This is a genomic window from Streptomyces sp. NPDC001663 (genome assembly GCF_042893105.1).
In the GTDB taxonomy this organism is placed as follows: domain Bacteria; phylum Actinomycetota; class Actinomycetes; order Streptomycetales; family Streptomycetaceae; genus Streptomyces.
This window is the reverse complement of the sequence record NZ_JBIAUR010000028.1, coordinates 35,666-56,595: the sequence shown is the minus strand read 5'-3', so window position 1 is coordinate 56,595 and position 20,930 is coordinate 35,666. Positions and strand designations below refer to the sequence as shown.

Below are 20,930 nucleotides of genomic sequence, written 5' to 3'. Positions count from 1 at the left end.
GCAACGGGACACGATGGAGGACCCAGGTGCGGAGGTATGCGAGGACCCTTTCCGCCGACTCGCGAGAGACCCCGAGGTGTTCGGCCCGGTCGCCTCCACGCCCACGGCCTGGCGGTTGCTCGCTGACACCGATGAGGCTGCAATCGCCTCACTGCGAGCGGACCGCGCCTGCGCCCGGGAAGTCGCCTGGATGCAGGCCGCCGAGACCGGCGCGGGCATACCTGCTGTTCGGGTCGGCGGACGAGAGCTTCCCGGCCTGGTTCTGGACCTCGACGCCACGCTGGTTGCCTGCCACTCGGAAAAGGAACGGGCCGACTTGACCTACAAGGGCGGCTTCGGCTTCCATCCGCTGCCTTGTTTCCTCGCGAACACCGGCGAGGCCGTGTCGGGATGGCTGCGGCCCGGTAACTCCGGAGCCCACACTGCCGCTGACCACATCGCGGTGTTCGACCAGGCGCTCGCGCAGATCCCCGACGCTCACCGGCACGGCACCGACATCATCATCCACGCCGACAGTGCCGGATCCGCGAAAGCCTTCGATCCGTTTCCCGGCGTCCGTGCCCTGATCCGCGAGGTGCACGTTGGCGGAGGTCTTGATGGTCTGGGAGTCCAGCACGCATGCCGACGGCTCCGCGGCTCGGCCCTCGGCTTCGCGGACCAGGCGCCGCAGCAGGCCGGTGAGCTGCTCGAAGACGGCGTCTTGTTGCCACTTGGCGAAGTACCCGTACACCGTGGCCCAGGGAGGGAAGTCGGGCGGGAGGTAGCGCCAGGGGATGCCGGTGCGGTCCACGTACAGGATTGCGCTCATGATCTGGCGCAGGTCGTGTTCGGGCGGTCGGCCGATGTCCAGCGCCCGGGCGCGGCGCTGGTCCCGCCAGGACGTCAGGACGGGCTCGATCAGTTCCCAGCGCGCGTCCGACAGGTCGCTGGGAGAGGGGCCGTGCGGAGTCATGTGTGCGAAGTAGTCCGCTGCGGCCGGTCCCGCCAGAGGTCAAAAGGCGGCGCTCGGGGGCGTGTTGGGAGCAGACGGGAGCAGCCGGAACGAAACGACTCCCAGGCGTCGCGGGCGGGTCGACTGTCCCATCAAGCACAGCGGCCCCGCTGCCGCGTGACTCTGGGAACGGCACCAACTCGACCGAGACAGGACCAAACGCTCAGTAAGACCGTGTCCTATGTGGTGAGGCGGACGAGGCGCTTGTAGCAGCAGATAGCCCCGGCGAGCCCGAGAGAGGCCAGGTAGTTGCGGGGATGACGCTCGTAGCGGGGGCTGAGTCTGCGGTAGCCGGACAGCAACGACGTTGGCATCGTCTTCTCGATCACCCACCTGCGACGGCCCAATCGTTCGCTGGACTCGATGCCTTTGCGGGGGATTCCTGTGGCCGGGGCGTGCCAATGCACCCTTCGGCCACGCAGTTCATGGAGTGGGGGCCGCGCTCCCGGCCAGGGCGCGGCCCGTCGCCTCAAAGGGTCCGCAACGGCTACACCCAGCCGCGTTGAGAAGCCCGCACCCCCAGCTGGAACCTGCTCGCCGCCCCCAGCCGCTCCTGCAGCTCGCTCACCCGCCGCCGCAGGGTCCGCAGACTCACCCCCAGATGGCGAGCCACCGCCTCGTCCTTCATTCCCGCCGCCAGCAGCCGGGTCAACGTCCTCTCACTCTCGGAGAGTTCACTGTCGTCGGTCGCCTGCCCCAGCGGAGTCGCCTGCTGCCAGGCCATCTCGAAGAGCTTCTGCAGGGCCTCGGTCACCGCCGAGTGCCAGACCACGACGGCACAGTAGCCGCCGGCCGCGGAGGCGGTCAGCGGCAGCAGCGCCCGGCATCCGTCGACCACCAGCAGTTTGAGCGGCACGGAAGGCAACACCCGGGCCTGCTCGCCGAGTTCGACCATCCTCAAGGCGCGGGACAGGACCTTCGGATCCTCCAGGCCGGTCGCCGCGTAGATCCCGCGAGAGACGATCCCGCGGTTGAGCAGATCGGCCTGGAGATCCACCTGCGGAGCGGGCGGGGCGAGATACGGCGGTGTGTCGAAGAGGCACACCTCGTGCTCCGCGCGCGCGTACATCTCCTCCAGTCGTGCCGCTATGGCGCCCTCGCCGGAGGCCACCTCGACCAGCCGGGTCGGCTCCTCGCGCAGCAGCCCCGCCTCGTACGCGGTCGCCATCTCCTCGGCGGTGGCGGCCAGCAGTTCGGACTCCGTCTCGCGCCGCCGGATCAGCGCGCGGATCGCCACCCGGGGGTCGACTGCCCGTAACCCGCCCATGGAGTCCGGTGGTTGCAGCAGCCCGAGGGTGAGCAGCCGGTTGCAGGCCTCCCGGACCCGGGCCGGGGAGGCACCGGTCAGCAGCGCCCAGCCGGCCGCGCCGGCGTCGGGCTGGTTGAGGATGGCCTGGTACAACCGCTCGTCGAACGCGGAGACCCCCACCGCGGCCCAGGGGCTCGCGGCAGGGGTCTCCCTTGCCGTGTCGTATGCCGTGTTCACCATGGCCCGGCACGGTAGACGATCTTTGTTAAGAATTTTCGCAATGTTTGGCGGCGGTCGTCTACTTCAGGCCGAACGCCCGTACGACCGTCTGGTCGACCGTATTGCCGTCCCGGTCGGCGGCCCGTACGCGCAGCGACACGAACCCGGCCCCCTTCTTCGGATGCTTGAGCTCCGCCTTGCCGTTCTTGATCTTCACTTCCTTCCAGGAGGTGCCGTCGTCGTAGGAGACCCAGGCCTTCAGGGAACTGTCGGTGACGACGCCCGACTGGTTCCGGACGGAGAGGCCGAGCTTCGACGTGTGTCCGGCCTCAGCGCTGTTGAGGAGGCTGAGCCCGGCCACGTCATAGTCGACCGAGAGCAGCGGGAGTGCCGTCTGCTGGTCCGTGTGCGCCGAGGCGAAGGACCATTCGGTGTGGGTGCCGGTGGAGTACGCCGCCCAGTCGGCCGTGCGCTGCGCGTCGACCACGAGGCGGTACGAGGACTTCGCCGCCGGGACGGTGAAGGCGCCGTAGCCGCCGAGCGCGGTGTCGCCGACCAGCTGGCCGTCCGCGTACAACTTGCCCTTCGCGGTGTCCAGGACGTTGTCCACCAATCCGTAGTGGCCCGGTGCGGAATCGCTCAACTCCGGGATCCGGAAGGTGAGTTTGTCACCGGTGCGCTGGGAGAGGCCGTACTGCTGAGCGGTCGCCGGGCGGACGACCTGGCCCAGCCAGTCCTCAGCGGGCTGCTTGCCCGCCTTGTCGAAGGTCCGCACGGCACCCCACTGAGGCTGGGTCGCCTTCCAGTTGGGATAGACGGCGTGCCAGATCCGGGTGTCGGAGACGTTGTAGTACTCGGTGCGCTCCGTGCCGAGCTGCACGTTGTTGGTGGTCGCGATGTCGGCCCCCTGCCAGGGGCGGAACCGGTACACGGCGTCCTTGCCGACATCACCGGCCCGGGCCCCGTGGTAGCGAACCGTCTGCTTCACCGTGTTGGAGCTGTTCAGGTTGTACGTCTGGTTGGCCGAGACGGCCCCCACCTGCGGGAACATCACGTTGTACACGTACGGGCTGACCGGAGTGCCGGTCAGCTTCAGCTTGACCTTCTTCCCGCTCTTCAGCAGGGCGCCGAGCTTCGCGCCGTCCTCGCCGGTGGCGAGCATCAGCGGGATGGTCATGCTCTGCACGGAGCCGAGCCAGTACCCGGGCGTCTCCTGGTAGGCGAGGACGTAACCGGCCCCGGCCGCAGTCGCGTTGGTCAGTGCCTCGTCCGCTGTCTTACCGGCACCCACGTGGACGACCGCCACCTTGCCCTTGACGTCGAGTCCCTTGAAGTCGGCCGCGGTTCCGGCGCCCGCGTCCACCGCCCGCACCGTGTGGTCACCGCTGACCTTCACGGGGAGGCCGCTGTACGTCTGCGCGTAGTCGAGGGGCAGCGCGTACTTCTGCGGGCTGGTGACGCTCGCCGTCAGCTCCTTGGCGTACAGACGGAACTTCGAGGAGAACTCGAACATGCCCTGGGTGACCTTCTCGGTGGGCGCCACATAGACGTGGTCGGTCCACCAGCCCTGGCTGTAGGCCACCCCCAGGCCAGTGCCCGGGCCTTCCCGATGCCAGGTGGTGGTGAAGCCTCGGAACTCGGAGTCCTCCTTGGTCTTCGGCTTGATCTCGACCGCCTTGCGGGCGTCGAGGACGACCTCGGTGTCCTTGTCGACCTTGATCTCCGGATCGCCGACGATCGAGGTGTTGATCTCCAGTCCCGCCGCGTCCCGCTGCGAGATCCAGGACGCCGTGGAGTACGTGCCGGCCGGCACCTTGAAGGTGTAGCCCTGGCCGATGAACCCGTAGGTGTCGGGGTACGCGCCGTTCAGCTCCTGCAGCATGAAGAGCGACGCGGACGTTGACGGCTTGCCGTCGCGGCCCAGCAGCGACACCTTCAGGTCGTAGGTCTTCGGCAGCTTCTCGAAGCCGACGGCCGTGGTGACCTGGACACCGTCGGCGCTCGCGGTGATGTGGCCCGTGTACCGGCCGACCGCCTCCTCGGCCGGGTCGACCGTGACCGAGACGGTGGCGGTGCCCTTCGCCGGGACGGTGACCGTGTCCGCGTTCAGTGCGGCGTCACGAAGTGACGAGGACACCTTCAACTCCACCGCTTTGTCAGTGGTGTTGGTGTACGTGATGTCCTTGCTGGCGGCTGCGGTGTCGGCCTCCTCGTACTTGCCGAAGCTCAGTGCCGGGGTCGCGAAGACGCCCTGATTCACCGCCCGTACGGCGTCGACCCGGCCGTCGCCCTGCTCGAAGACACCGGCGTCCGGCATGGTCTTCGCCGTGGTCGCCAGCGCCTGCTTGATCTGCTGCCCCGTCCAATCCGGATGGGCCTGGGCGACCAGCGCCGCGGCGCCCGCGACATGCGGGGTCGCCATCGACGTACCGCTCGCCGTCGTGTAGTAGTCGTCGACCGGCGTACCCATGGTGGTGCCGGCGGCGCGGGCCGCCGTGATAGCCGCGCCCGGCGCGGTGATCTCCGGCTTGACCGCGTAGTCGCCGGTGCGCGGACCGCGGCTGGAGAACGAGGCCAGCTTGTCGGACTTGTCGACGGCGCCGACCGTCAGCGCGGAGTCGGCGATGCCCGGGGTGCCGACGGTCTGCTCGGCCGGACCGGAGTTGCCCGCCGCGATCACGAAGAGGGTGCCGGTGGACTCGGACAGCTCGTCGACGGTCTCGCTCAGGATGTCGGAGGGGCCGGTGGCGTCACCGCCCAGGGACATCGACACGATCTTCGCCCCGGAGTGGGCCGCCCACTCCATGCCCGCGATGATCCAGGAGTCCTGGCCGTGGCCGGTGTTGTCGAGCACCTTGCCGACGAACAGATCCGCGCCCGGCGCCACGCCCTTGCGCTTGCCGTCCGAGGCCGCCCCGGAGCCGACGATCGTGGAGGCCACATGGGTGCCGTGACCGTGGCCGTCCTGCACCGTCTCGCCCGGCACGAAGCTCTGCGTCTCGGCGAGCTTCCCCGCCAGATCCGGGTGCCCGGTGTCCACGCCGGTGTCCAGGACCGCGACGTCGACGCCCTTGCCGTCGTAGCCCGACTTCCACACCTCGGGTGCGCCGATCTGCGGCACGCTGACGTCGAGGGACGCCTGCACCTTGCCGTCGAGCCAGATCTTGTCGATGCCCTCGCCGAGCTGCTTGGCGGCCTTCGTGGTGGGTTTGGTGCCGAGCGCGGGAGCGATGTCCGCCCAGAACGAGGTCGACTTCTTCGCGCTCAGCGCGGCCCCGTCGATCGCGGGCAACTTGAGCGTCCGGCGTGCGCCCTCGGGGGTCGCGCTGCCGCTCTTGTACGTCGCGATCACCGGCGTGATGCCGGTCTTCGCGTCCGCGTACCCCTGCTTCACCAGCTGGGTGACGTTGAACAGGGCCGGGTCGAGACGGCCCGCCTTCACCAACGGGATCGCGTCCGCCGGCAGAACACTGACCTCGCCGTCCTGCTCGGTGGACAGGAAGGTGGCGGTCTCGCGGCCCTTGCCGCGCTCGATGTCGACGGCGGACTTGCCGTCGGGCCCGGTGGTGACCGAAACCGTGTCGCCCGTGATGAGGGTGACGGTCTGGGTGTCGGCGTGTGGTGCCCGCGTGGTGCCCGGCTGGTCGAGCGGGGACGCGGGACCGGCCGCCGCGGGCGTGACCGCCCCGGCGAGCAGCCCGGCCGCTCCTGCCACGGCCCAAAGGGCGTGGAGTCTTCGCATGTGTGGACGTCCTCCCCTGAACGCTGAAACGCCTCCGCCCTCGTGGAGCGGAAGCCAGTACTCAGAGTGAGTGCCGCGCGCAAAGCGACTCAAGGGATTGCTGTGGCCGGGGAGTGCCAATGCCTTTCTCGGCCACGAGGGTTGACGGGCGGACAGGGCGTCGGCGGGGCTCGTCCTGCGACGGTGACGGGGTGCGCCGCCGCATCCTCAGGCGCAGCCGGATCACGGCGCGCCGATGGGGCCCGTAGGGCAGATTGGGCGCGGGGTTCGTGGTCGGGACGACGCTGTTCTCCGGCAGGCGGGCGTGGTTCGTGTATGCGGTGGCCGTGGGACACGCGGCCACCCGCCGCAGGCTGCCCTTCGGGCTCATGCCATTCCTCGACGACGCCCACCGGCTGGGGCTGCTGCGAGCGGTGGGGCCGGAGTACCAGTTCCGGCACGCCGAGTTCCAGGACCACCTCGCACGCTGGTACCGGCAGACGCACCCCGACGCGGTCGCCAGCGTGCCCGCCAGCGACCCGCAGCCGCGCAAAGGGTTCTGGTTCATCGTGTCCAGCCTGGCGGCCGGCGTCGGACTGGGCTGCGCCGACACCCTCGTCCGCACCGCCGACACCGCGTCGAACACGGACCTGGAGGCCAATGGCGGAGGCGTCCTACTGGGTGTCCTCGGCGCCGGCCACCTCCTCTGGACCTGGCGCGCGGCCCGGCGTCCCCGGCCGGCTCCAGTGCGCCATCCTGGCGCAGCCAGGCGCGCCCCTGGGCTACTTCAACAACAGAAGAACCGCAGATCGAAACTCCTCGAAAGAGGTCTTGACCTGCGGTTCTTCAAACTGTACAGCAGTACTCTGAGTAGCCCCGACGGGGCACACGGCAGATGGATGCAGGATGCGCGCCTGGTCATCGAAGCCTTGTGTTCGCTGGACCGATCTGTCGTGTGAGAAGCGGTTCGCGGTTCGCTTCGGGCGAGGGTGAGTTTCGTCGACGAGGTCAGCGAGACAGTCCAGCTGTCCCGGACGTCGCGTCGCTTCTTCGATCCGCCCGACGGGGATCAGGCCGTCGAGGACGTCGACGACGAACTGGGACGCGAGGCATGGCTTCGAACTCGTCTTGTGAGTCGTCGTTCAGCACTGTGTGCGTAGCAGGTGACGGATGCTCAGGGATGGTTGGGCCCGCCGGTCAGTCGATGCCTTCGATGATGCGGAAGTCGCGCTCGAAGCCGTCGGGGAGGGCCGCCAGCGCCTTCTGGTATGCCTCGCTCTCGTATGTCGCGACGGCCTGTTCAAAGCTGTCGAACTCGACCAGAACGACGCGGTGCGTGATTCCGGCCTCGTGGGCGACGACTCGACCGCCACGGGACAGGGTGCGCCCGCCCCCAGCCTGGACAGCCCGACGGGCCAGGTCGCCGTAGGCGGTCAGCGTCTCAGGGTCGGAAATGGCGGGGTAGACACTGACCCAGTAGCCCTTGGCCATGGAAACCTCCTGTGTTCGGCCGGACACGTCCGACTTCGGATTGACACTCAGATCGATCGATCCCGGCGACGGTTACTGCGGTCAGTTGGATCGTCATATGCGCAGGCTAGGGCTTGATGTGCGGTCGAGGGAAAGATCAATACGGGATAGACTCAGAACGGATCGTTATCAATCGGCAGGGAGGGTACGTGGCGCCGGATACGGTGAGCCTGCGGTACTTCCTGGTGCTGGCGCAGGAGTTGAACTTCACCCGCGCGGCCGCACGGATCGGTATCGCGCAGCCCGCGCTCAGCGCCCGGATGCGCCGATTGGAGGCGGAACTCGGTACGGCCCTGCTGGTCCGCAACACGCGGAGCGTCGTATTGACCACGGCCGGTGCGGCTTTGGCGGAGTCCGCGCCGCCCGCGCTGGCGGCGCTGGACCGGGCATGGGACACCGCCCGGAGCGCGGCGGCCGGTGAACTGGGCACGCTGCGCATCGGATACAGCCTCAGCGCCGGGGCCGAGACGGTACCGGCCCTGGTGGACAGGCTGATTCGCGGCAACAGCGGACTCGAGGTCGGCGCGGTCCCGATGGCGACACCGGAGATCTCCCCCGCGGTCGCCGACGGCCGCATCGATGCCGGGATCACCCGCGGTGAACAGCCGGGCCGTGGCGTGCGCCGGTTCCTGCTGCGGCGTGCGCGCATCGGAGTCCAGCTGGCGCAGCACCATCCGCTGGCCGAACACCCGGAGATCGAGATCGCCGACGCGGCCGCGTATCCGCTGCGACTCCCGGACCGTGCGGCCAACCCCGTGATCCACGATCAGCTGTCCGCACTGTTTCGAGACACCCGACCACACCCCCGATTCCACACGCCCGCAGTCTCTTTCGACATGTCTCAGCGCGACCTGCGCGACGGGGTCACCCTCGCCCCGGCCGGAGAAGCCGCGGTCACGGCACAACCGGCCGGTCTCACCTGGCGACCGCTGCGGGGCGCGCCCAGCCTGACGATCCACCTGGTCCTCCCACGCGAGCAGTCGCCACTACACCGCCGCATCCGTGCCGTCGCCAAAACCCTGGCGCACGAGCTGCACTGGCTGGCGGACTGACACGCAAGAGGGCAAGCGAGACGCCTGCGACAACGCTCGTCGTCGCGGGCGAGGGCGCAGGCTCCAAGCGCACCAAGGCCGAACAGCTCGGCATCCGCCTCACTACCCCCGACGAGTTCGCTGCTTTGGTCGCCGACCTCCTCACCTGAAGCGGATCGATCACGCGCGTGGGGCCCATACCGGTGCGGTACGGGCCCCACGTGTTCGGCTCAGCAGGCCATGTCCTACGCCGGCGCGGGTTCGGGGTGGCGGACCTTGGTCCGTACGGCGGCCTCGACGTCGTATACAGCCGACGCACCGCAGGAATCTTGGACTGGTCATGCACGGCCGCCCACGGCTTGCCCGCATCACCACTGGTCCGGTGCGCCATGAGCACGACGCTCAAAGTGAAGTGCCTCTGAAAGCAGCCCTGTTGGTGCGGGCAGAATGCTGTATGTCTGCCCGCACCATCCCCGGGAGAGGACCAATTGATGACGGCCAATGCGACGACCACGGCGGCACGAGTCGCCGGCGAGGTGATCCGCACACGCCTAGCCGACCCCACGTTTGCCCGCCGTCTGCGCGAGCGCTTCCAGGCCTGGGAAGTCAACTACGACGCCTTCCTCCCCCAGGTCGAGAGCGTGGTCCTCATCGCGCTGCTGGCCACGGCCGATGACCCCGGCGCCGGAAACCCGCAGACCTGGTACCCGGTCGCCGCGGCCGCGCTGCACCAACAGCAGAGCACAGAACTGTTCGCCGCCCTGCCACCGTCGTTGCCGGATCCGGTCAAGCCACGAGTCGACCAACTCCGCCTGCTGTCCACCGGACTGACACCCCGATCGGGCCACCGTTGGCTCAGGCTCTGCGACACAGCCCGCGAGTTCCTCGAACCTGCCGCCCTGCTCGAAGGATGAGCACGAGGCGCCCCCGCACTCGACGAGCCCGGGGCGAAGGCTTCCCGCACCTCCCATAGCGCGACCCCGGCCACCGGGAGATGCCAGGCCCAGCCCTCCGATCACGACGCATCCCCGGGTCTCCGCCCAATGCGACAGTCTCATACGACTTCCGCCGAACTACGAGTCGACGAGGTAGACCTTCTCCCCCATCATCAGCGGTGCGTCGGCGCACCCCTTGACGTAGAGGCCGCGCCAGATCACCTGGTGCCCCCGCGGTGCATTGATCGTCACCGTAGCCGCTCGCGCATCGCTTGTTACAGGCAATTCAGCGCCAACCTGCGCCCCATCACGCGGGGCTGTGGACGATGGCGTATTTCCCCATGGCTAAGTTCACGTAATTCCCCACCCTCGTGACTGAGACGGGCCACCGGAGAGGACTCCGGAGGGTGGCAGATGCGGGTGATCGCTCGATTCGGTCGCGTGGCATCCTTGTCAGACCTGACGGACGGAATGAGAGTCGAGTCGTGCGTTGATCCGCGTCGCGCGAGGAGCCACCGGGTTCTGGGGGCACGGCGATGATCCGTTGCCGCAGGTGGACGTCGGGGCCTTCAGAGCCGCCTGCTATGCGGTGGCCCGGTCGATTCGGGCCACGGTCGGCGAAGTGACACTCCGGCCGGAGTCACGCCGAGTTTCCACACGGTTCTGATCACCGCCCCAGGCATTCGGTCAACCGTCCTGTGCCACGAGGTACTCCCGGTCGTTGCCTTTGCGGCGAGTCCTCCGCAGGTTGGTGCGCCTCTGACGTACTTCACAGCCCCGCCGGCGTGGGCGGACGCATTTGAGCTGGGCGGCTTCCGGCTGCTGGACGTCGGAGAACTGAGCACGCCGTTGGCGGAGGCCGACACCAGCGAGCTCGCCGAAGCAGAGCTGAAACAGGTGCGTTACTGGCGCCCCAGCACGGTCGGCGAGCTGATGTTCAACTGGTGGGATTGATCGGGGTCATTTGATCGAGGGCCTGTCAGTGCGGTTCACCCGTTCCACCCGCCGGCAGGCCGGTGGGGCCTACCGCCGTTCGGCTCAGTTTGCGTGCTGGCCCTGGGTGCGTTCCAGAACTCGATTAACGGTGGCCCGGCTGACGGAGAAGAACCCGGCGATGGTGTGCTCGCGGGTGGCGTGCTCCTTGACGAGGCCTGCCCGGTACCCGCAGGACTTGCGGCACAGTTGTAACAACTATCATTACGACGAAGCCTGGGGGCGAGGGAGGTGGAGTTCGAGGTGAGCGCCAACAGCAGACTGACCATCGCGGCGCACACCCTGGCATGGATCGGGCTGTATCAGTGGCGTGGCCACGAGGTCGCCACCTCCGAGCAGATCGCGGCGAGCGTCAACACCAACCCGGCGGTGATCCGCCGCCTACTGGGCGAGTTGCGCCAGGCCGGCCTGGCCGCTTCACGGCGAGGTGGCGGCCCCGGGCAACCCAGCCGAGACAGCTGCTCTCCTCCAGCTCGGCCCTACGGGCCGCCCCGGGCCCGGGCGCCTACGCCGCCACCAAGGCCGCCATCCGCAGCCCCGCCCCCACCCGGGCCGCGGAACTGACCGGCAGCAAATCCGCATCAACACCCTCACCCCCGGCCCCGTCGAAACCCCCGGCCCGGACGAGCTCCTCGCCGCTTACCCGCACAGCGACCGGCCCACCGCGGCCGAGCCGTGGCTCCATGCGAAGGGGGCGCCTCACGGACGAACCTCGTAGGGCACACCCGACCAATGCGTCACTGCTCCGAGCGCTCGGCGAAAGGGACCTCACACGGCCACATGGACACTTCTACGATCATCCAGGCGCCGCAGCCGCACCCGGACAGGCCGCGGAGCGACCCGACGTCCGATCCGATCTCTTGAGGCGGGAGCCGAATACCGTGACCGATCTCGACCCCTTCACCGACCTGCTCGACTATCCGATGTACGTCGTGACCGCCGAGGCCGACGGGGAGAGAGCCGGCTGCCTGGTCGGATTCGCCTCGCAGTGCTCGATTCAGCCCGCCCGGTTCATGGTCTGGCTGTCCAGAGCCAACCGGACGTACCGCGTCGCCCATCGTGCCGAACGACTCGCGGTCCATCTCCTCCGCCGCGACCAGGACCGGCTGGCCCGGCTCTTCGGCGGTGAGACCGGCGACCGCACCGACAAGTTCATCGACGTGCCGTGGCATCCGGGGCCGGGAGGTTCACTCATCCTCGACGAGGCCCCCGCCTGGTTCGTCGGTCGCGTGGAGAACCGGGTCGACGGCGGCGACCACGTCGGTTTCCTGCTCGCTCCGGAGGCGGCGGAAAACTGCGCGGGCAACCGAACCCCCCTGCTGACGCTGAACGACACCCATGACATCACCCCGGGCCACCCGGCGGCCTGAGCCGTCGGCCGGGCGCACCTGGGCGGCACCGAGCGAGATCAGCCGGCGCCCCTCCTTCCGACGAGCGGGTCACTGACGCGGCTGCGGTCCCCCGGTCAGTCCGACCTCTCCGCCGCGAAATGGACCGCCTGGTCCGACTTTCGATGGTGGGACTTGCGGCCACGTCGACAAGTTCAAGTTCACCGACGCCACTGGAGACTTCGGACCGGGCAGATCTCTGGTCCTCGACGCAGCCCCGGCCCGGTCATCGGCCGCGTGGAGAGGCTGAGCCCCACGCATCGCCTGCACTTTCGCCCCGGGCACGCGAGAACCCCGGGACTCGTCAAAGAGTCCCGGGGCCGTGGTGCTCAGAGCGGGTGTCGGGTCAGGCGTGCGGGCCGGTGCCGTAGTAGGTGCCCAGATCGTCGCGGTAACCCTGGTCGCCGAGGTGCTTCTCCCGGTCGAACTCCGGGGCGTCCTTGATCTGTTGCTTGGTGAGGCCGACGAAGACCTTCTTCTCGTTCGGGTCGATGCTCACGACCGTGCTCGCCGGGAGCATGACCTCCTTGCCGAAGATCCACACCCCGGTGTCGACGACCAGGTAGGCGTCACCGACCTCGTCGGAGTGCTTGTCGACCTTGCCGATGCTGCCGTCCGTGGCCTCGACCTTGTATCCAGTGAGGTCGGCGTCCGCCAGACGACCCGCGGTCGACTTGTAACTCCACACATTCTCAGTCACGCGAAAACAACTCCTCCGGTAAACGGAGGGACGGCAGGAATTCCCGCCGATCCTCCTTTTCCGTACGTCGTGTACTGCGGTTTCTTCAACCGGCTTGGTTGCGAGTGCCCGTAATCCTGGGTGGCACACCTCGTTTTCAGGCCAGAACTCATAATTCTCCCGGACCCTTGCCCGGGAAGTATTTTTGCCGGTCAACTACCAGCGATACCAGCGACCACTCCCACCCTTCGGACGTGCAACGAAGCCGACGAGCCACAGAACCAGCACGACGATCGCAACCCACCACAGAATTTTCAGCGCGAAACCCGCACCGAAGAGAATCAGCGCCAGCAGAAGAACGAGAAGCAGCGGAACCATAATTGTCAACCTCCGAACCGGCATGTGCCCACCAGTTCCCCGCCCACGCCTGCAATTTCGTAACAGGATCGTTTTCAGGCGTCCTGGTCGGGGCCCGGCATCTGGCGCAATCCGGTCCGCCTCTTGACACACCCCTCGTTCCTCCCGGAGCCGGCCAGCACTCGGCGACGCGCCCTCGGGCACCCGATCCGGCGACGGACGGCACCGCCCCCGCAGCACCAGAGCGATGCTGCGGGGCATCGGACCGCCCAGGCCGGACCAGGCGCACCAGAGCGTGAGGGAACCCGCCCACCCGTCACGGAGCGTGCACACGATGCACGCAGCCGGACGGGGACCCAGCGAACGCGGGAGACCAGCGCATCCCAACACCGTTCGGGATGCGCGCAGTTCCGGAAGCTGGCAGCAAATGTCACTCCTGGACACTGCTTAGGAACGGTTCCAGAAGAGAGTGGCGGCCGAAGCGCCTTGCGGCGAGATCCTCGCGTCGGATCGCCCAGTGGATGGTGGCGCTTTCCCGGCCGTCGATGTCGGGATCCCAGTCGGCGAGCAGCACCCAGTCCTCGACGGCAGCCGACACGACTCTCCCGCCGCTCCCCTCATCCGCCGCCTCCGTACCTCCACCCTGGCAGTCGGCACACCTACGTCGCCACCGGATTCGGAGGCTGACGCATGAGCGGCGGCATCATGGCGGGCCTGCTGCTCAGCGACCTGATCAGCGGCATGGGACCGTCCCTACGATCCGCGCCGCCTGGCCTCCGTGGTCCGCGAGGACACGTCACTGCTGAAATATGAGGCCCATGTGGCCCGCCGCTTTCGCCGACGACCGGCTGGCACCCGTAAAGGGACGGCACTGGACGACATCGCCCCGGGCACGGCGCCGTGGTGCGCCTGGGATCACGGCAGTACGCCGTCCATCGGAACGAAAGCGGCTCGCTCCAGGCCGCCTCGGCCCGCTGCACCCACCTCGGCTGCATCGTGTCGTTCAACCACACGGAGCAGGCGCGGGAGTGCCCGTGTCACGGATGGCTTCACCCCGGACGAGCGGGTCCTCCAGGGTGCCGCCGTACGTCCGCCGGGAAAGCGCGACATCGCGGAATAGGCGCGACCGGAAGTGGCTGCAATATACATCTAAGCGTAAAGCGGGATAATTGACCCGATATGGCGACGCACAGGCATCGCCCCCGTCGAACAGGCAGGTCACCCCATGGCGAAGAAACCACAGCCGTCCCAGCCACCGCACGGTCAGGGCCCGAGCCGTCACAAGGGAACGGAGCAGCACGGCTGGTCTCCCGACGTGGACGAGACAGATCAGCAGGACAACCCCAGCGCCCATCGTTCCTTCCACACCGCCGAGCACGGCGGCGGGAAGGGCCCGGGCCGGACCAAGTCCAAAGAAGAGACGAAGTCGGTACCGGGCGACACGGTGGAAAGCGTCAGCGCACGTGGCGAGGGATACGCAGACAAGGACGAGAAAGGCCGGAGGGACACGGGCCCCAGGGGTCGCTCCCAGCGCCCTAGCGGCACCAAGGACGCCTCCGCGACGACCGGCGTCGACCCTCAGGACCCACCGTCCCGGCGCCGCCCAGGTTAGGTGCCGAGATCCCAGCCACCCAAGCCGATCGCCTTCAGCCGATCTCCTTCCCTTGGCCCGCGTGAGCTACGGGCTGCACGCTGCCGGGCGTCGGAGTGGGCGTCCGGCGTCGAACTCGGGGGAGTTCTTGATCTCGTCCTTGGTGCGGCCGACGTGGATCATCCGCTCGGCGACGTCGATGGGCAAGATGACACCGGCAGGGAGCAGAACCTGCTTGCACAAAACCTCCCCTTACAGTGCGTGAATACTGAGAAAGCCCGTCCGGAATTTCAGTGGGCGTCCCTCGGTTGGTCGAGTGCCCACCGTTTCCGTGCCACATAACTCTCAATTTCGACTACGCGATGGATGAGATCGCCACTGGTACCAGCGACCCTTCGATCCGCCGATCCCGGCGCTTCCGGCGCTTCCGGCGCTTCCGGCGCTCCACAAGACCCATCCCAGGAGCCACAGAACCGCCACGCTGACGGCAATCCACCACAGAATGTGAACTCGCGAATCCGACGCCGTCCAAAATCAGGACGTGGAGCAGTACAAGAATCAACTCAGCCATATCGATTCCCCTTTCCGAAAAGCCTCAGTACCCGCCTTGCCATATGACATGCGGGTGCTTTCCGGCTCGGCCCTCGTACCAGGTGTCGTCGGCGTCCAGGAACGCCCGGTCGGCGCGGTCGGTCCGCATGACACGGCTTACAACGGCTACTGGGCTTTCCGTTGAGTTGTCGGGGAGTGACATCATTTGATCCCTGCGGTAGTTCGTGGGCATGAGGTACGCGCAGGGTGGTGGTCTCACTCCGCAGGGCCAGGTCGCGCGGGAGCGGGTGCGCATGCTTGCCGCCGTGGCTTCGCTCGGGGTGAGAAGAACGTGGTGATAGCCAAAAGGCTCCGGGTCAGTACGCGGTCGGTGGAACGGTGGCGACGGTCCTGGCGGGAGGGCGGAAGAGGGACGCTCTGCAGGTCGGGCCCGGCGAAGCGGCCGAAGGTCGGCGACCGTGACTTCGCCGCGCTCGAGCCGGTCCTGTTGGAAGGCGCGATGGCTCAGGGCTGGGCGGATGAGCGGTGGACGCTTTCGCGCGTGCAGCTGCTGATCGCGGATCAGCTGGGGGTGTCGTTGTCGGTCCGTGGTGTGTGGGAGTTGCTGCGGCGGCACGGTTGGTCGTGTCAGCAGCCTGCCCGTCGGGCCATCGAGCGGGACGATGCGGTGGTGGCCGGCTGGGTGAAGGAGGCCTGGCCCAAGGCAAATCCACCGCAGCGGCGCTCGGGGCATGGCTGGTTTTTGAGGATGAAGCCGCCGTCTCGATGACGTCGCACCGCTCCCGCACCTGGGCACCGAGAGGCGGGACACCCGTGGTGCGGTTCAACGGCGCCTCCCGCGGCCGCATCTCGATGGCTGCGCTGGCCTGCTTCAAGCAAGCACCAACTGCTGTCCCCGCGCCGACGTCCAGAACCTCGAATCAGCCTCACGGCCGACAGCCCGTACCTCCTGCCCTGAGCCACAACCGGCTCCCCAGCAGGCCCTCCCCGCTCCCCCGGACGCCAGCGGACACGGCATGACCCACAGCCCTCCGCCGACCGCCATAATGGAGTCATGCCTTCCAGCCCACAGCACCACTCCGCACCCGCACCGAAGGACGTCTCGGGCGCGGACGCCGAGGACCTGGAGCTGTACCGGGAGAAGTTCCGCCGCCGGCTGCCGGAGTCGCTGGACGAGCTGCACGGCCCCGCACAGGGAATCGTCGAGCTGCCGCTTCACATGGCCTGGTCCGGGATGACCGCCTACGACCTGGACAAGCCTCGCCAGCGCATGGGCCTGTACCGCACCGTTCAGCACGAAGGCCTGCACGACGACCTGCCCCGCTACCTCAACCAGGACCTGCTCCTTCAGATGTGGCCGGTGCTGCGCGCACTCGTCGGCCGCACCGTGCGCGCCGTATGGGAAGACGCCTTCCCCCAGCTCGCCTCCCGCCGCCGGACAGCCGCGTGAGGGACATGCCGGAGCTGCACACACGGCTCCTGGCCGATGTGATCGCGCTCGGCGCCCCGTATCCCCTGGTCCTCACCGGCGGATACGCCGTGCGGGCCCACCGCCTCGTCAACCGTCCCAGCCAGCGACGTCGCAACCGAGAATCCGGCCCCCATGGCCGACATCGCCGCCACGCTCCGCGCCGGCCTGGAAGCCCGCGGCTGGAAGGTGCACGCGCTGGAGACCGCCCCGCTGTCCGCCCGCTTCACCGTGACCGACCCAGCCACCGGTCAGGAATGCGAAGTCGACATCCTCAAGGAAATCTTCTGGCGGCCGGTCGCCCAGAGCCCCTACGGACCCGTCCTCGCGGAGGAGGACGTGATCGGGACCAAGGTCCGCGCCCTCGCAGACCGCGGAGCGCCCCGCGACCTGATCGACGTGTTCGCAGCCTCCCGCCGCTGGACCAACGCCGAACTCGAAGAGTTCGGCCGCCGCCACGCCCGCGGCCGCTTCGAGCGCGAGGACCTGCAGGCGAACCTCACCGGCGCCGAGTGGACCGACGACGACGCCTTCGCCGCATACGGCCTGGACGAGACCACGATCACCGCTCTTCGCACCTGGGCCGTCGAGTGGGCCGACGACCTCGCAACCCGCCTCCTCGAAGAGTCCGACGGCCCCGACCTCGATTGATCAGGGTCTGTCAAACGAGTGGCTCTTTTCCCTAGTCGGAGGTGACGGTGCGTTCTCCCTATTGCAGGAGGATGCGGTGACGGAGGAGGTCGAATCCTGCTCGGCCGTGCATCTGCCGCATGATTTTCTTGGTTCAGGTGTTGACGCCCTCGGTCCCATCCCGGAGCGGTTCACCGCAAAGGATGCCGAGATCCTGGCCCAGCCGCCGCCAGCTCCCCGTCCTCCGGCGCACTCGCCGCGGCGTGGCTCCGCCCGAAGATACCTATTTGGTACGCGACTTCCGGTACTCCTCGACCACCAGGTCGGTCAGCTCCGCCACCGACGTCTCCGACGTGCGCTTGTCGAAGGTGATCTCGCCGTGCTGAAGCAAGTTGACCCGGTCGCAGACCTCGAAGACCTGGGCGTAGTTGTGGGCGATGATGATCACGGAGACCTCGCCGCGGGCCTTGAGGTCGTTGACCAGGTCGAGAATAAGTGCGCCCTCCTTGGCGCCCATCGCGGCCAGCGGCTCGTCGAGAAGGAGGACCCTGGCCTCGGAATAGACCGAGCGGGCCACGGCGATGGCCTGGCGCTGGCCGCCGGAGAGCTTGGCGACCTCGACATCGACCGACGGGATGTTCACCCCCATCTCGTCCAGGTGCTCCTGGGCAATCTTGCGCATCGCGCGGTTGTGCAGCAGCCGGGTGGGGCGGATCATCTCCCGGTTCAGGAACATGTTGTGGTAGACCGTCAGCTCGTTCACCAGCGCCAGGTCCTGGTACACCGCGTCAATGCCGAGCGAGCGGGCATGGTCGACCGACTTGAGCGTCACCTCCTCGCCGTTCAGGAGGATGCGGCCGGCGTCGGGCCGGTGGAAGCCGCAGAGGATCTTCAACAGGGTTGACTTGCCGGCGCCGTTGTCACCGACCAGGGCGAGCACTTCACCTTTGTTCAGGCGCAGGTTCACGTCCCGTAGCGCCGTGACCGCGCCGAAGCCCTTGGCCATGTGCTCCACGGAGAGCGCCGGTGTCGGTGTCGGCCCGGTCGTCCCGCTCATCGACGGCCTGCCCTTCGCAGTCTGGTCAGGTACACGTTGAGCACCATGGAGAGGATGATCGCCGCACCGAGGATGATGTTGAACGGGTTGGCGTTGATGCCGATGAGGTTGAACCCGTTGCGCAGCTCCGCGAGGACGAGCGCGCCGAGCAGCGCGCCGACGACCGTTCCTGAGCCGCCTGCCAGCGCCGTGCCACCGATGACCGCGGCGGAGACGGCGGTGAACATCGGGGACGCGCCATCCGCACCCGCAGAGGTCGGGTCGATCGAGTCGACGCGGAAGGCCTCGAGGATGCCGGCGAAGGCCCCGAGGGCGCTGGTGACCATGAAGTTGCCGAACTTGATGCGGCCGGTCCTGATGCCGGCCTCGCTCGCGCCGAGCGGGTTGCCGCCGGTGGCGATCGTGTACAGGCCCCAGCGCGAGCGGGTGAGTACCACGTGGAAGTACGCGACGATGATCAGGCACCAGATCAGTTCCGACCAGTCCGACTGTCCGAACCAGCCGCGCACCCCGTGTGCCGCCTCGGGGATCTGTGCCGGGTACGCGTGCGACGTGGTCAGCATGATGCCCAGGATGAGGAAGAGCATGCCGAGCGTGGCGACGAACGACGGCACCTTGAGCACCACCACCACGAAGCCGTTGACGAGACCGATGACGGCGCCGGCCAGTATCGAGCCGATGATCGCGACGATCGGGTACGTGCCGTAGTAGTCGATCATGTAGTGCATCAGGAACGGCGACAGCGCGAAGACGGCGCCCACCGACAGATCGATCTCCCCGCTGACCAGCAGCAGCACCATGCCCGCCGCGATGATCGCGTACGGTGCCGTCTGCTGGGAGAGGTTGACCAGGTTGCTGCGGGCCAGGAAGTCCGAGTTGTTGGACCAGAAGTACAGCAGCAGGCCCACCGCGACGATGAAGATGGTGGCCTCGCGGCGGATGACGAACGCCTCGAAGGCCAGGCGCAGCGGGCCCTGCCGCCTCACCGGCGGGGTGCCGGCCGTGGTGGTCCTCCCGCCGGTCGCGTCCTGCACGGCCCGCTCGCTCATGCGTGTGCGATGGGGCCGGAGCGCTTGACCAACTGCTGCTTCGTGCTGGAGCCCTCGAACCGGGTCTTGGTCTGCAGATAGGGGTCGACGTTGTCCTTGGTCACGAAGAGCAGCCCGGTGTCGGTGACACTCGGGATCACTAGTCCGCCGGACAGCTTGTACAGCCACAGGTAGAGCACGCTCAGGAAGCCCTGCAGATAGGGTTGTTGGTCGATGGTGAAGTCGAGGTCACCCGCTTTGATCGCCGTGAGGGTGTTCGGATTCAGGTCGAAGCCGCCCGCGACCACGCCCTTCTTCTTGAGGCCGTACTTCTTCACGACCTTGCCGACGTTCTCCGTCGAGCCCGCGTCGACCGCGAACAGGCCCTTGAGGTCCTTGTGTCCGCTGACATACGCGTCGATGGTCGACAGCTCCTGAGGAAGCTCTGCGCCGCTCGCGACCGACTTGAAGTCGATCGACTTGCCGGATGCCTTGATCGCGTCGGTGGCCCCGTCGATGCGCGGCTGGATGTTGAGCGCGCCCGGGGTGGCGATGAACCCCACCGCTTGCCCGCCGGAAGGCATCAGCGAGGCGATGCGGCGGCCCAGCTCGACCCCGGACTGGTAGAGGTCCTGCCCGACGTAACAGAGCCGGTTCGTCCCCGGATCCCCTTTCGCCCCGTCCGCGTTGTACGAGAGGGTCGGGATTCCGGCGTCGAGGGCTTTGTCGACGGGCGCCGTGAAGGCGTTCTTGTCGACGACCGCTATGGCGATGCCGTCGGCCTTCGCGGAGACGGCCGAGCTCATGGCGCTGACCATTTCCGGGACGCTCGAGTCCTTCGAGCCGGTCCACTGGAACGAGGCGCCCAGGAGTGCGCAGGCGTCCGCTGCGCCGTATTGCGTGGGAGTGAAGAACGGGTTGGTCGTGACGTGGTTGACGAACACGAACCTCCACTTCGGCGTCTTCGGGAAGTCGCCGACACCGTCGCCCGATGTGTTGTCGTCACTCTTGTTGTCGGCTGAGCAGGCGGACAGCAAGGCCGCCGCGGCGGCCGAGGCGCTCACCATTCCGACGCCGCTCAGCAGTCGCCGCCTGGCCAGCCCGTTCAGGCTGAGCGTGTCGACGGCCTTTTCCACCTGCGGATCGATCTTCTTCATGATCACTCCGGCGCGCTCGGCCCATGCCGCCCGGTATTTCGAACGGCGTTCGGCACATTTGGTGGGGCTGAACGTAGAACTGGCCTGATAGGCCGTCAAGGCCCCGAGCGGGCTACGGTTTCGTCAACATTTGTACGTGGATCGCCTGCCCCGCCACGCCTACGCCGTCGCCTACCTCGTCATCACCGGCAGCCGCTGGGCCCTGGACGGCGCCGAAGCCGTGCTCAAGCTCCGCGCTCTCATCGACAACGGCGACTTCGACGCCTACTGGGCGTTGCACCTCGCCCGCGAGCACCAGCGCCTCTACCCCACCCCCGACCAGCACGATTACGGCCTCACCGCCTGATCATCCGT

General features: G+C 67.9%; 18 protein-coding genes and 7 pseudogenes. 13 read left to right on the top strand and 12 right to left on the bottom strand.

Going from position 1 to position 20,930, the window contains the following annotated elements; all coding sequences use genetic code 11:
* Positions 1-13 precede the first annotated feature (13 nt).
* A pseudogene (locus tag ACFY1L_RS52160) lies at positions 14-472 on the top strand (transposase); the annotation flags it as partial.
* Between the two features lie 30 nt (positions 473-502).
* On the opposite strand, the pseudogene ACFY1L_RS52155 reads toward ACFY1L_RS52160, so the two are convergent.
* The 4 genes and pseudogenes from ACFY1L_RS52155 to ACFY1L_RS52140 all read right to left on the bottom strand — a co-directional run.
* A pseudogene (locus ACFY1L_RS52155) lies at positions 503-952 on the bottom strand (transposase); the annotation flags it as partial.
* Positions 953-1,170: 218 nt separating this feature from the next.
* Positions 1,171-1,371 (bottom strand): annotated as a pseudogene (locus ACFY1L_RS52150) (IS5/IS1182 family transposase); the annotation flags it as partial.
* Between the two features lie 107 nt (positions 1,372-1,478).
* On the bottom strand, positions 1,479-2,480 hold the full coding sequence (locus tag ACFY1L_RS52145) for a LuxR C-terminal-related transcriptional regulator (RefSeq protein WP_388842502.1): 1,002 nt from the start codon (positions 2,478-2,480) through the stop codon (positions 1,479-1,481).
* Positions 2,481-2,538: 58 nt separating this feature from the next.
* Positions 2,539-6,201: a S8 family serine peptidase gene (locus tag ACFY1L_RS52140; RefSeq protein ID WP_388842501.1), complete on the bottom strand. Its 3,663-nt coding sequence runs from the start codon at positions 6,199-6,201 to the stop codon at positions 2,539-2,541.
* 326 nt (positions 6,202-6,527) lie between these two features.
* Between ACFY1L_RS52140 and ACFY1L_RS52135 the strand changes: the two genes are divergently transcribed.
* Positions 6,528-7,139, top strand: a complete 612-nt coding sequence (locus ACFY1L_RS52135) for a hypothetical protein (RefSeq protein ID WP_388842499.1) — start codon at positions 6,528-6,530, stop codon at positions 7,137-7,139.
* A gap of 238 nt (positions 7,140-7,377) precedes the next feature.
* On the opposite strand, the gene ACFY1L_RS52130 is transcribed toward ACFY1L_RS52135, so the two are convergent.
* On the bottom strand, positions 7,378-7,671 hold the full coding sequence (locus tag ACFY1L_RS52130; RefSeq protein ID WP_388842497.1) for a DUF1330 domain-containing protein: 294 nt from the start codon (positions 7,669-7,671) through the stop codon (positions 7,378-7,380).
* Positions 7,672-7,859: 188 nt separating this feature from the next.
* Here ACFY1L_RS52130 and ACFY1L_RS52125 point away from each other — a divergent pair, with 188 nt between their 5' ends.
* The 4 genes and pseudogenes from ACFY1L_RS52125 (at position 7,860) to ACFY1L_RS52110 (ending at position 12,039) form a co-directional block, all read left to right on the top strand.
* Positions 7,860-8,762 (top strand): LysR substrate-binding domain-containing protein, encoded by a 903-nt coding sequence (locus tag ACFY1L_RS52125; protein ID WP_388842495.1) that lies wholly within the window; start codon positions 7,860-7,862, stop codon positions 8,760-8,762.
* A 470-nt stretch (positions 8,763-9,232) separates the two neighbouring features.
* On the top strand, positions 9,233-9,655 hold the full coding sequence (locus ACFY1L_RS52120) for a hypothetical protein (RefSeq protein ID WP_388842493.1): 423 nt from the start codon (positions 9,233-9,235) through the stop codon (positions 9,653-9,655).
* 1,257 nt (positions 9,656-10,912) lie between these two features.
* Positions 10,913-11,110: pseudogene (locus ACFY1L_RS52115) on the top strand (Rrf2 family transcriptional regulator); the annotation flags it as partial.
* Between the two features lie 440 nt (positions 11,111-11,550).
* Positions 11,551-12,039 carry a flavin reductase family protein gene (locus ACFY1L_RS52110; RefSeq protein WP_388842491.1) on the top strand — a complete coding sequence of 163 codons (489 nt, stop codon included), beginning with the start codon at positions 11,551-11,553 and terminating at the stop codon, positions 12,037-12,039.
* A 364-nt stretch (positions 12,040-12,403) separates the two neighbouring features.
* On the opposite strand, the gene ACFY1L_RS52105 is transcribed toward ACFY1L_RS52110, so the two are convergent.
* From ACFY1L_RS52105 to ACFY1L_RS52095, 3 genes are all read right to left on the bottom strand, one after another.
* Complete coding sequence (locus ACFY1L_RS52105) at positions 12,404-12,757, bottom strand: PRC-barrel domain containing protein (RefSeq protein WP_388842489.1); 354 nt, start codon at positions 12,755-12,757, stop codon at positions 12,404-12,406.
* A gap of 195 nt (positions 12,758-12,952) precedes the next feature.
* Complete coding sequence (locus ACFY1L_RS52100; RefSeq protein WP_384250758.1) at positions 12,953-13,138, bottom strand: hydrophobic protein; 186 nt, start codon at positions 13,136-13,138, stop codon at positions 12,953-12,955.
* A 385-nt stretch (positions 13,139-13,523) separates the two neighbouring features.
* On the bottom strand, positions 13,524-13,691 hold the full coding sequence (locus tag ACFY1L_RS52095) for a hypothetical protein (RefSeq protein ID WP_388842487.1): 168 nt from the start codon (positions 13,689-13,691) through the stop codon (positions 13,524-13,526).
* A 302-nt stretch (positions 13,692-13,993) separates the two neighbouring features.
* On the opposite strand from ACFY1L_RS52095, the gene ACFY1L_RS52090 reads away from it, so the two are divergent.
* Positions 13,994-14,266 carry a Rieske 2Fe-2S domain-containing protein gene (locus tag ACFY1L_RS52090; protein ID WP_388842485.1) on the top strand — a complete coding sequence of 91 codons (273 nt, stop codon included), beginning with the start codon at positions 13,994-13,996 and terminating at the stop codon, positions 14,264-14,266.
* 52 nt (positions 14,267-14,318) lie between these two features.
* The gene (locus tag ACFY1L_RS52085; protein WP_388842483.1) at positions 14,319-14,705 is read left to right on the top strand and encodes a hypothetical protein; all 387 of its coding nucleotides are present in this window, start codon (positions 14,319-14,321) and stop codon (positions 14,703-14,705) included.
* A 66-nt stretch (positions 14,706-14,771) separates the two neighbouring features.
* Here the strand turns inward: ACFY1L_RS52085 and ACFY1L_RS52080 are convergent.
* A pseudogene (locus ACFY1L_RS52080) lies at positions 14,772-14,921 on the bottom strand (PRC-barrel domain containing protein); the annotation flags it as partial.
* Between the two features lie 304 nt (positions 14,922-15,225).
* Between ACFY1L_RS52080 and ACFY1L_RS52075 the strand changes: the two are divergent.
* From ACFY1L_RS52075 to ACFY1L_RS52060, 4 genes and pseudogenes are all read left to right on the top strand, one after another.
* Entirely contained in the window at positions 15,226-15,420 is a 195-nt protein-coding gene (locus tag ACFY1L_RS52075; RefSeq protein ID WP_388842481.1) for a hypothetical protein, read from the top strand.
* A 357-nt stretch (positions 15,421-15,777) separates the two neighbouring features.
* Complete coding sequence (locus ACFY1L_RS52070) at positions 15,778-16,005, top strand: winged helix-turn-helix domain-containing protein (protein ID WP_388842574.1); 228 nt, start codon at positions 15,778-15,780, stop codon at positions 16,003-16,005.
* Positions 16,006-16,290: 285 nt separating this feature from the next.
* A complete protein-coding gene (locus tag ACFY1L_RS52065) occupies positions 16,291-16,686 on the top strand; it encodes a hypothetical protein (RefSeq protein ID WP_388842479.1) in 396 nt (131 codons plus the stop codon).
* A gap of 5 nt (positions 16,687-16,691) precedes the next feature.
* A pseudogene (locus ACFY1L_RS52060) lies at positions 16,692-17,355 on the top strand (nucleotidyl transferase AbiEii/AbiGii toxin family protein).
* Between the two features lie 262 nt (positions 17,356-17,617).
* On the opposite strand, the gene ACFY1L_RS52055 reads toward ACFY1L_RS52060, so the two are convergent.
* The 3 genes from ACFY1L_RS52055 to ACFY1L_RS52045 are packed head-to-tail and all read right to left on the bottom strand — an operon-like array spanning position 17,618 to position 20,576.
* On the bottom strand, positions 17,618-18,391 hold the full coding sequence (locus ACFY1L_RS52055) for an ATP-binding cassette domain-containing protein (protein WP_388842477.1): 774 nt from the start codon (positions 18,389-18,391) through the stop codon (positions 17,618-17,620).
* Positions 18,388-19,440, bottom strand: coding sequence for an ABC transporter permease (locus ACFY1L_RS52050; protein WP_388842475.1), 1,053 nt, complete (start codon positions 19,438-19,440; stop codon positions 18,388-18,390). The genes ACFY1L_RS52055 and ACFY1L_RS52050 overlap by 4 nt, the downstream gene beginning before the upstream one ends.
* The gene (locus tag ACFY1L_RS52045; protein WP_388842473.1) at positions 19,437-20,576 is read right to left on the bottom strand and encodes a sugar ABC transporter substrate-binding protein; all 1,140 of its coding nucleotides are present in this window, start codon (positions 20,574-20,576) and stop codon (positions 19,437-19,439) included. The genes ACFY1L_RS52050 and ACFY1L_RS52045 overlap by 4 nt, the downstream gene beginning before the upstream one ends.
* Before the next feature lie 124 nt (positions 20,577-20,700).
* On the opposite strand from ACFY1L_RS52045, the pseudogene ACFY1L_RS52040 reads away from it, so the two are divergent.
* Positions 20,701-20,922, top strand: a pseudogene (locus tag ACFY1L_RS52040) (hypothetical protein); the annotation flags it as partial.
* Between the last annotated feature and the right edge of the window lie 8 nt (positions 20,923-20,930).

What these genes read in the sequence shown, in the direction of transcription:
- ACFY1L_RS52055 (WP_388842477.1), bottom strand. Translation starts at nt 18,391, where the DNA reads ATGAGCGGGACGACCGGGCCGACACCGACACCGGCGCTCTCCGTGGAG.
- ACFY1L_RS52085 (WP_388842483.1), top strand. Translation starts at nt 14,319, where the DNA reads ATGGCGAAGAAACCACAGCCGTCCCAGCCACCGCACGGTCAGGGCCCG.
- ACFY1L_RS52145 (WP_388842502.1), bottom strand. Translation starts at nt 2,480, where the DNA reads ATGGTGAACACGGCATACGACACGGCAAGGGAGACCCCTGCCGCGAGC.
- ACFY1L_RS52130 (WP_388842497.1), bottom strand. Translation starts at nt 7,671, where the DNA reads ATGGCCAAGGGCTACTGGGTCAGTGTCTACCCCGCCATTTCCGACCCT.
- ACFY1L_RS52140 (WP_388842501.1), bottom strand. Translation starts at nt 6,201, where the DNA reads ATGCGAAGACTCCACGCCCTTTGGGCCGTGGCAGGAGCGGCCGGGCTG.
- ACFY1L_RS52120 (WP_388842493.1), top strand. Translation starts at nt 9,233, where the DNA reads ATGACGGCCAATGCGACGACCACGGCGGCACGAGTCGCCGGCGAGGTG.
- ACFY1L_RS52050 (WP_388842475.1), bottom strand. Translation starts at nt 19,440, where the DNA reads ATGAGCGAGCGGGCCGTGCAGGACGCGACCGGCGGGAGGACCACCACG.
- ACFY1L_RS52045 (WP_388842473.1), bottom strand. Translation starts at nt 20,576, where the DNA reads ATGAAGAAGATCGATCCGCAGGTGGAAAAGGCCGTCGACACGCTCAGC.
- ACFY1L_RS52100 (WP_384250758.1), bottom strand. Translation starts at nt 13,138, where the DNA reads ATGCCGGTTCGGAGGTTGACAATTATGGTTCCGCTGCTTCTCGTTCTT.
- ACFY1L_RS52065 (WP_388842479.1), top strand. Translation starts at nt 16,291, where the DNA reads ATGCCTTCCAGCCCACAGCACCACTCCGCACCCGCACCGAAGGACGTC.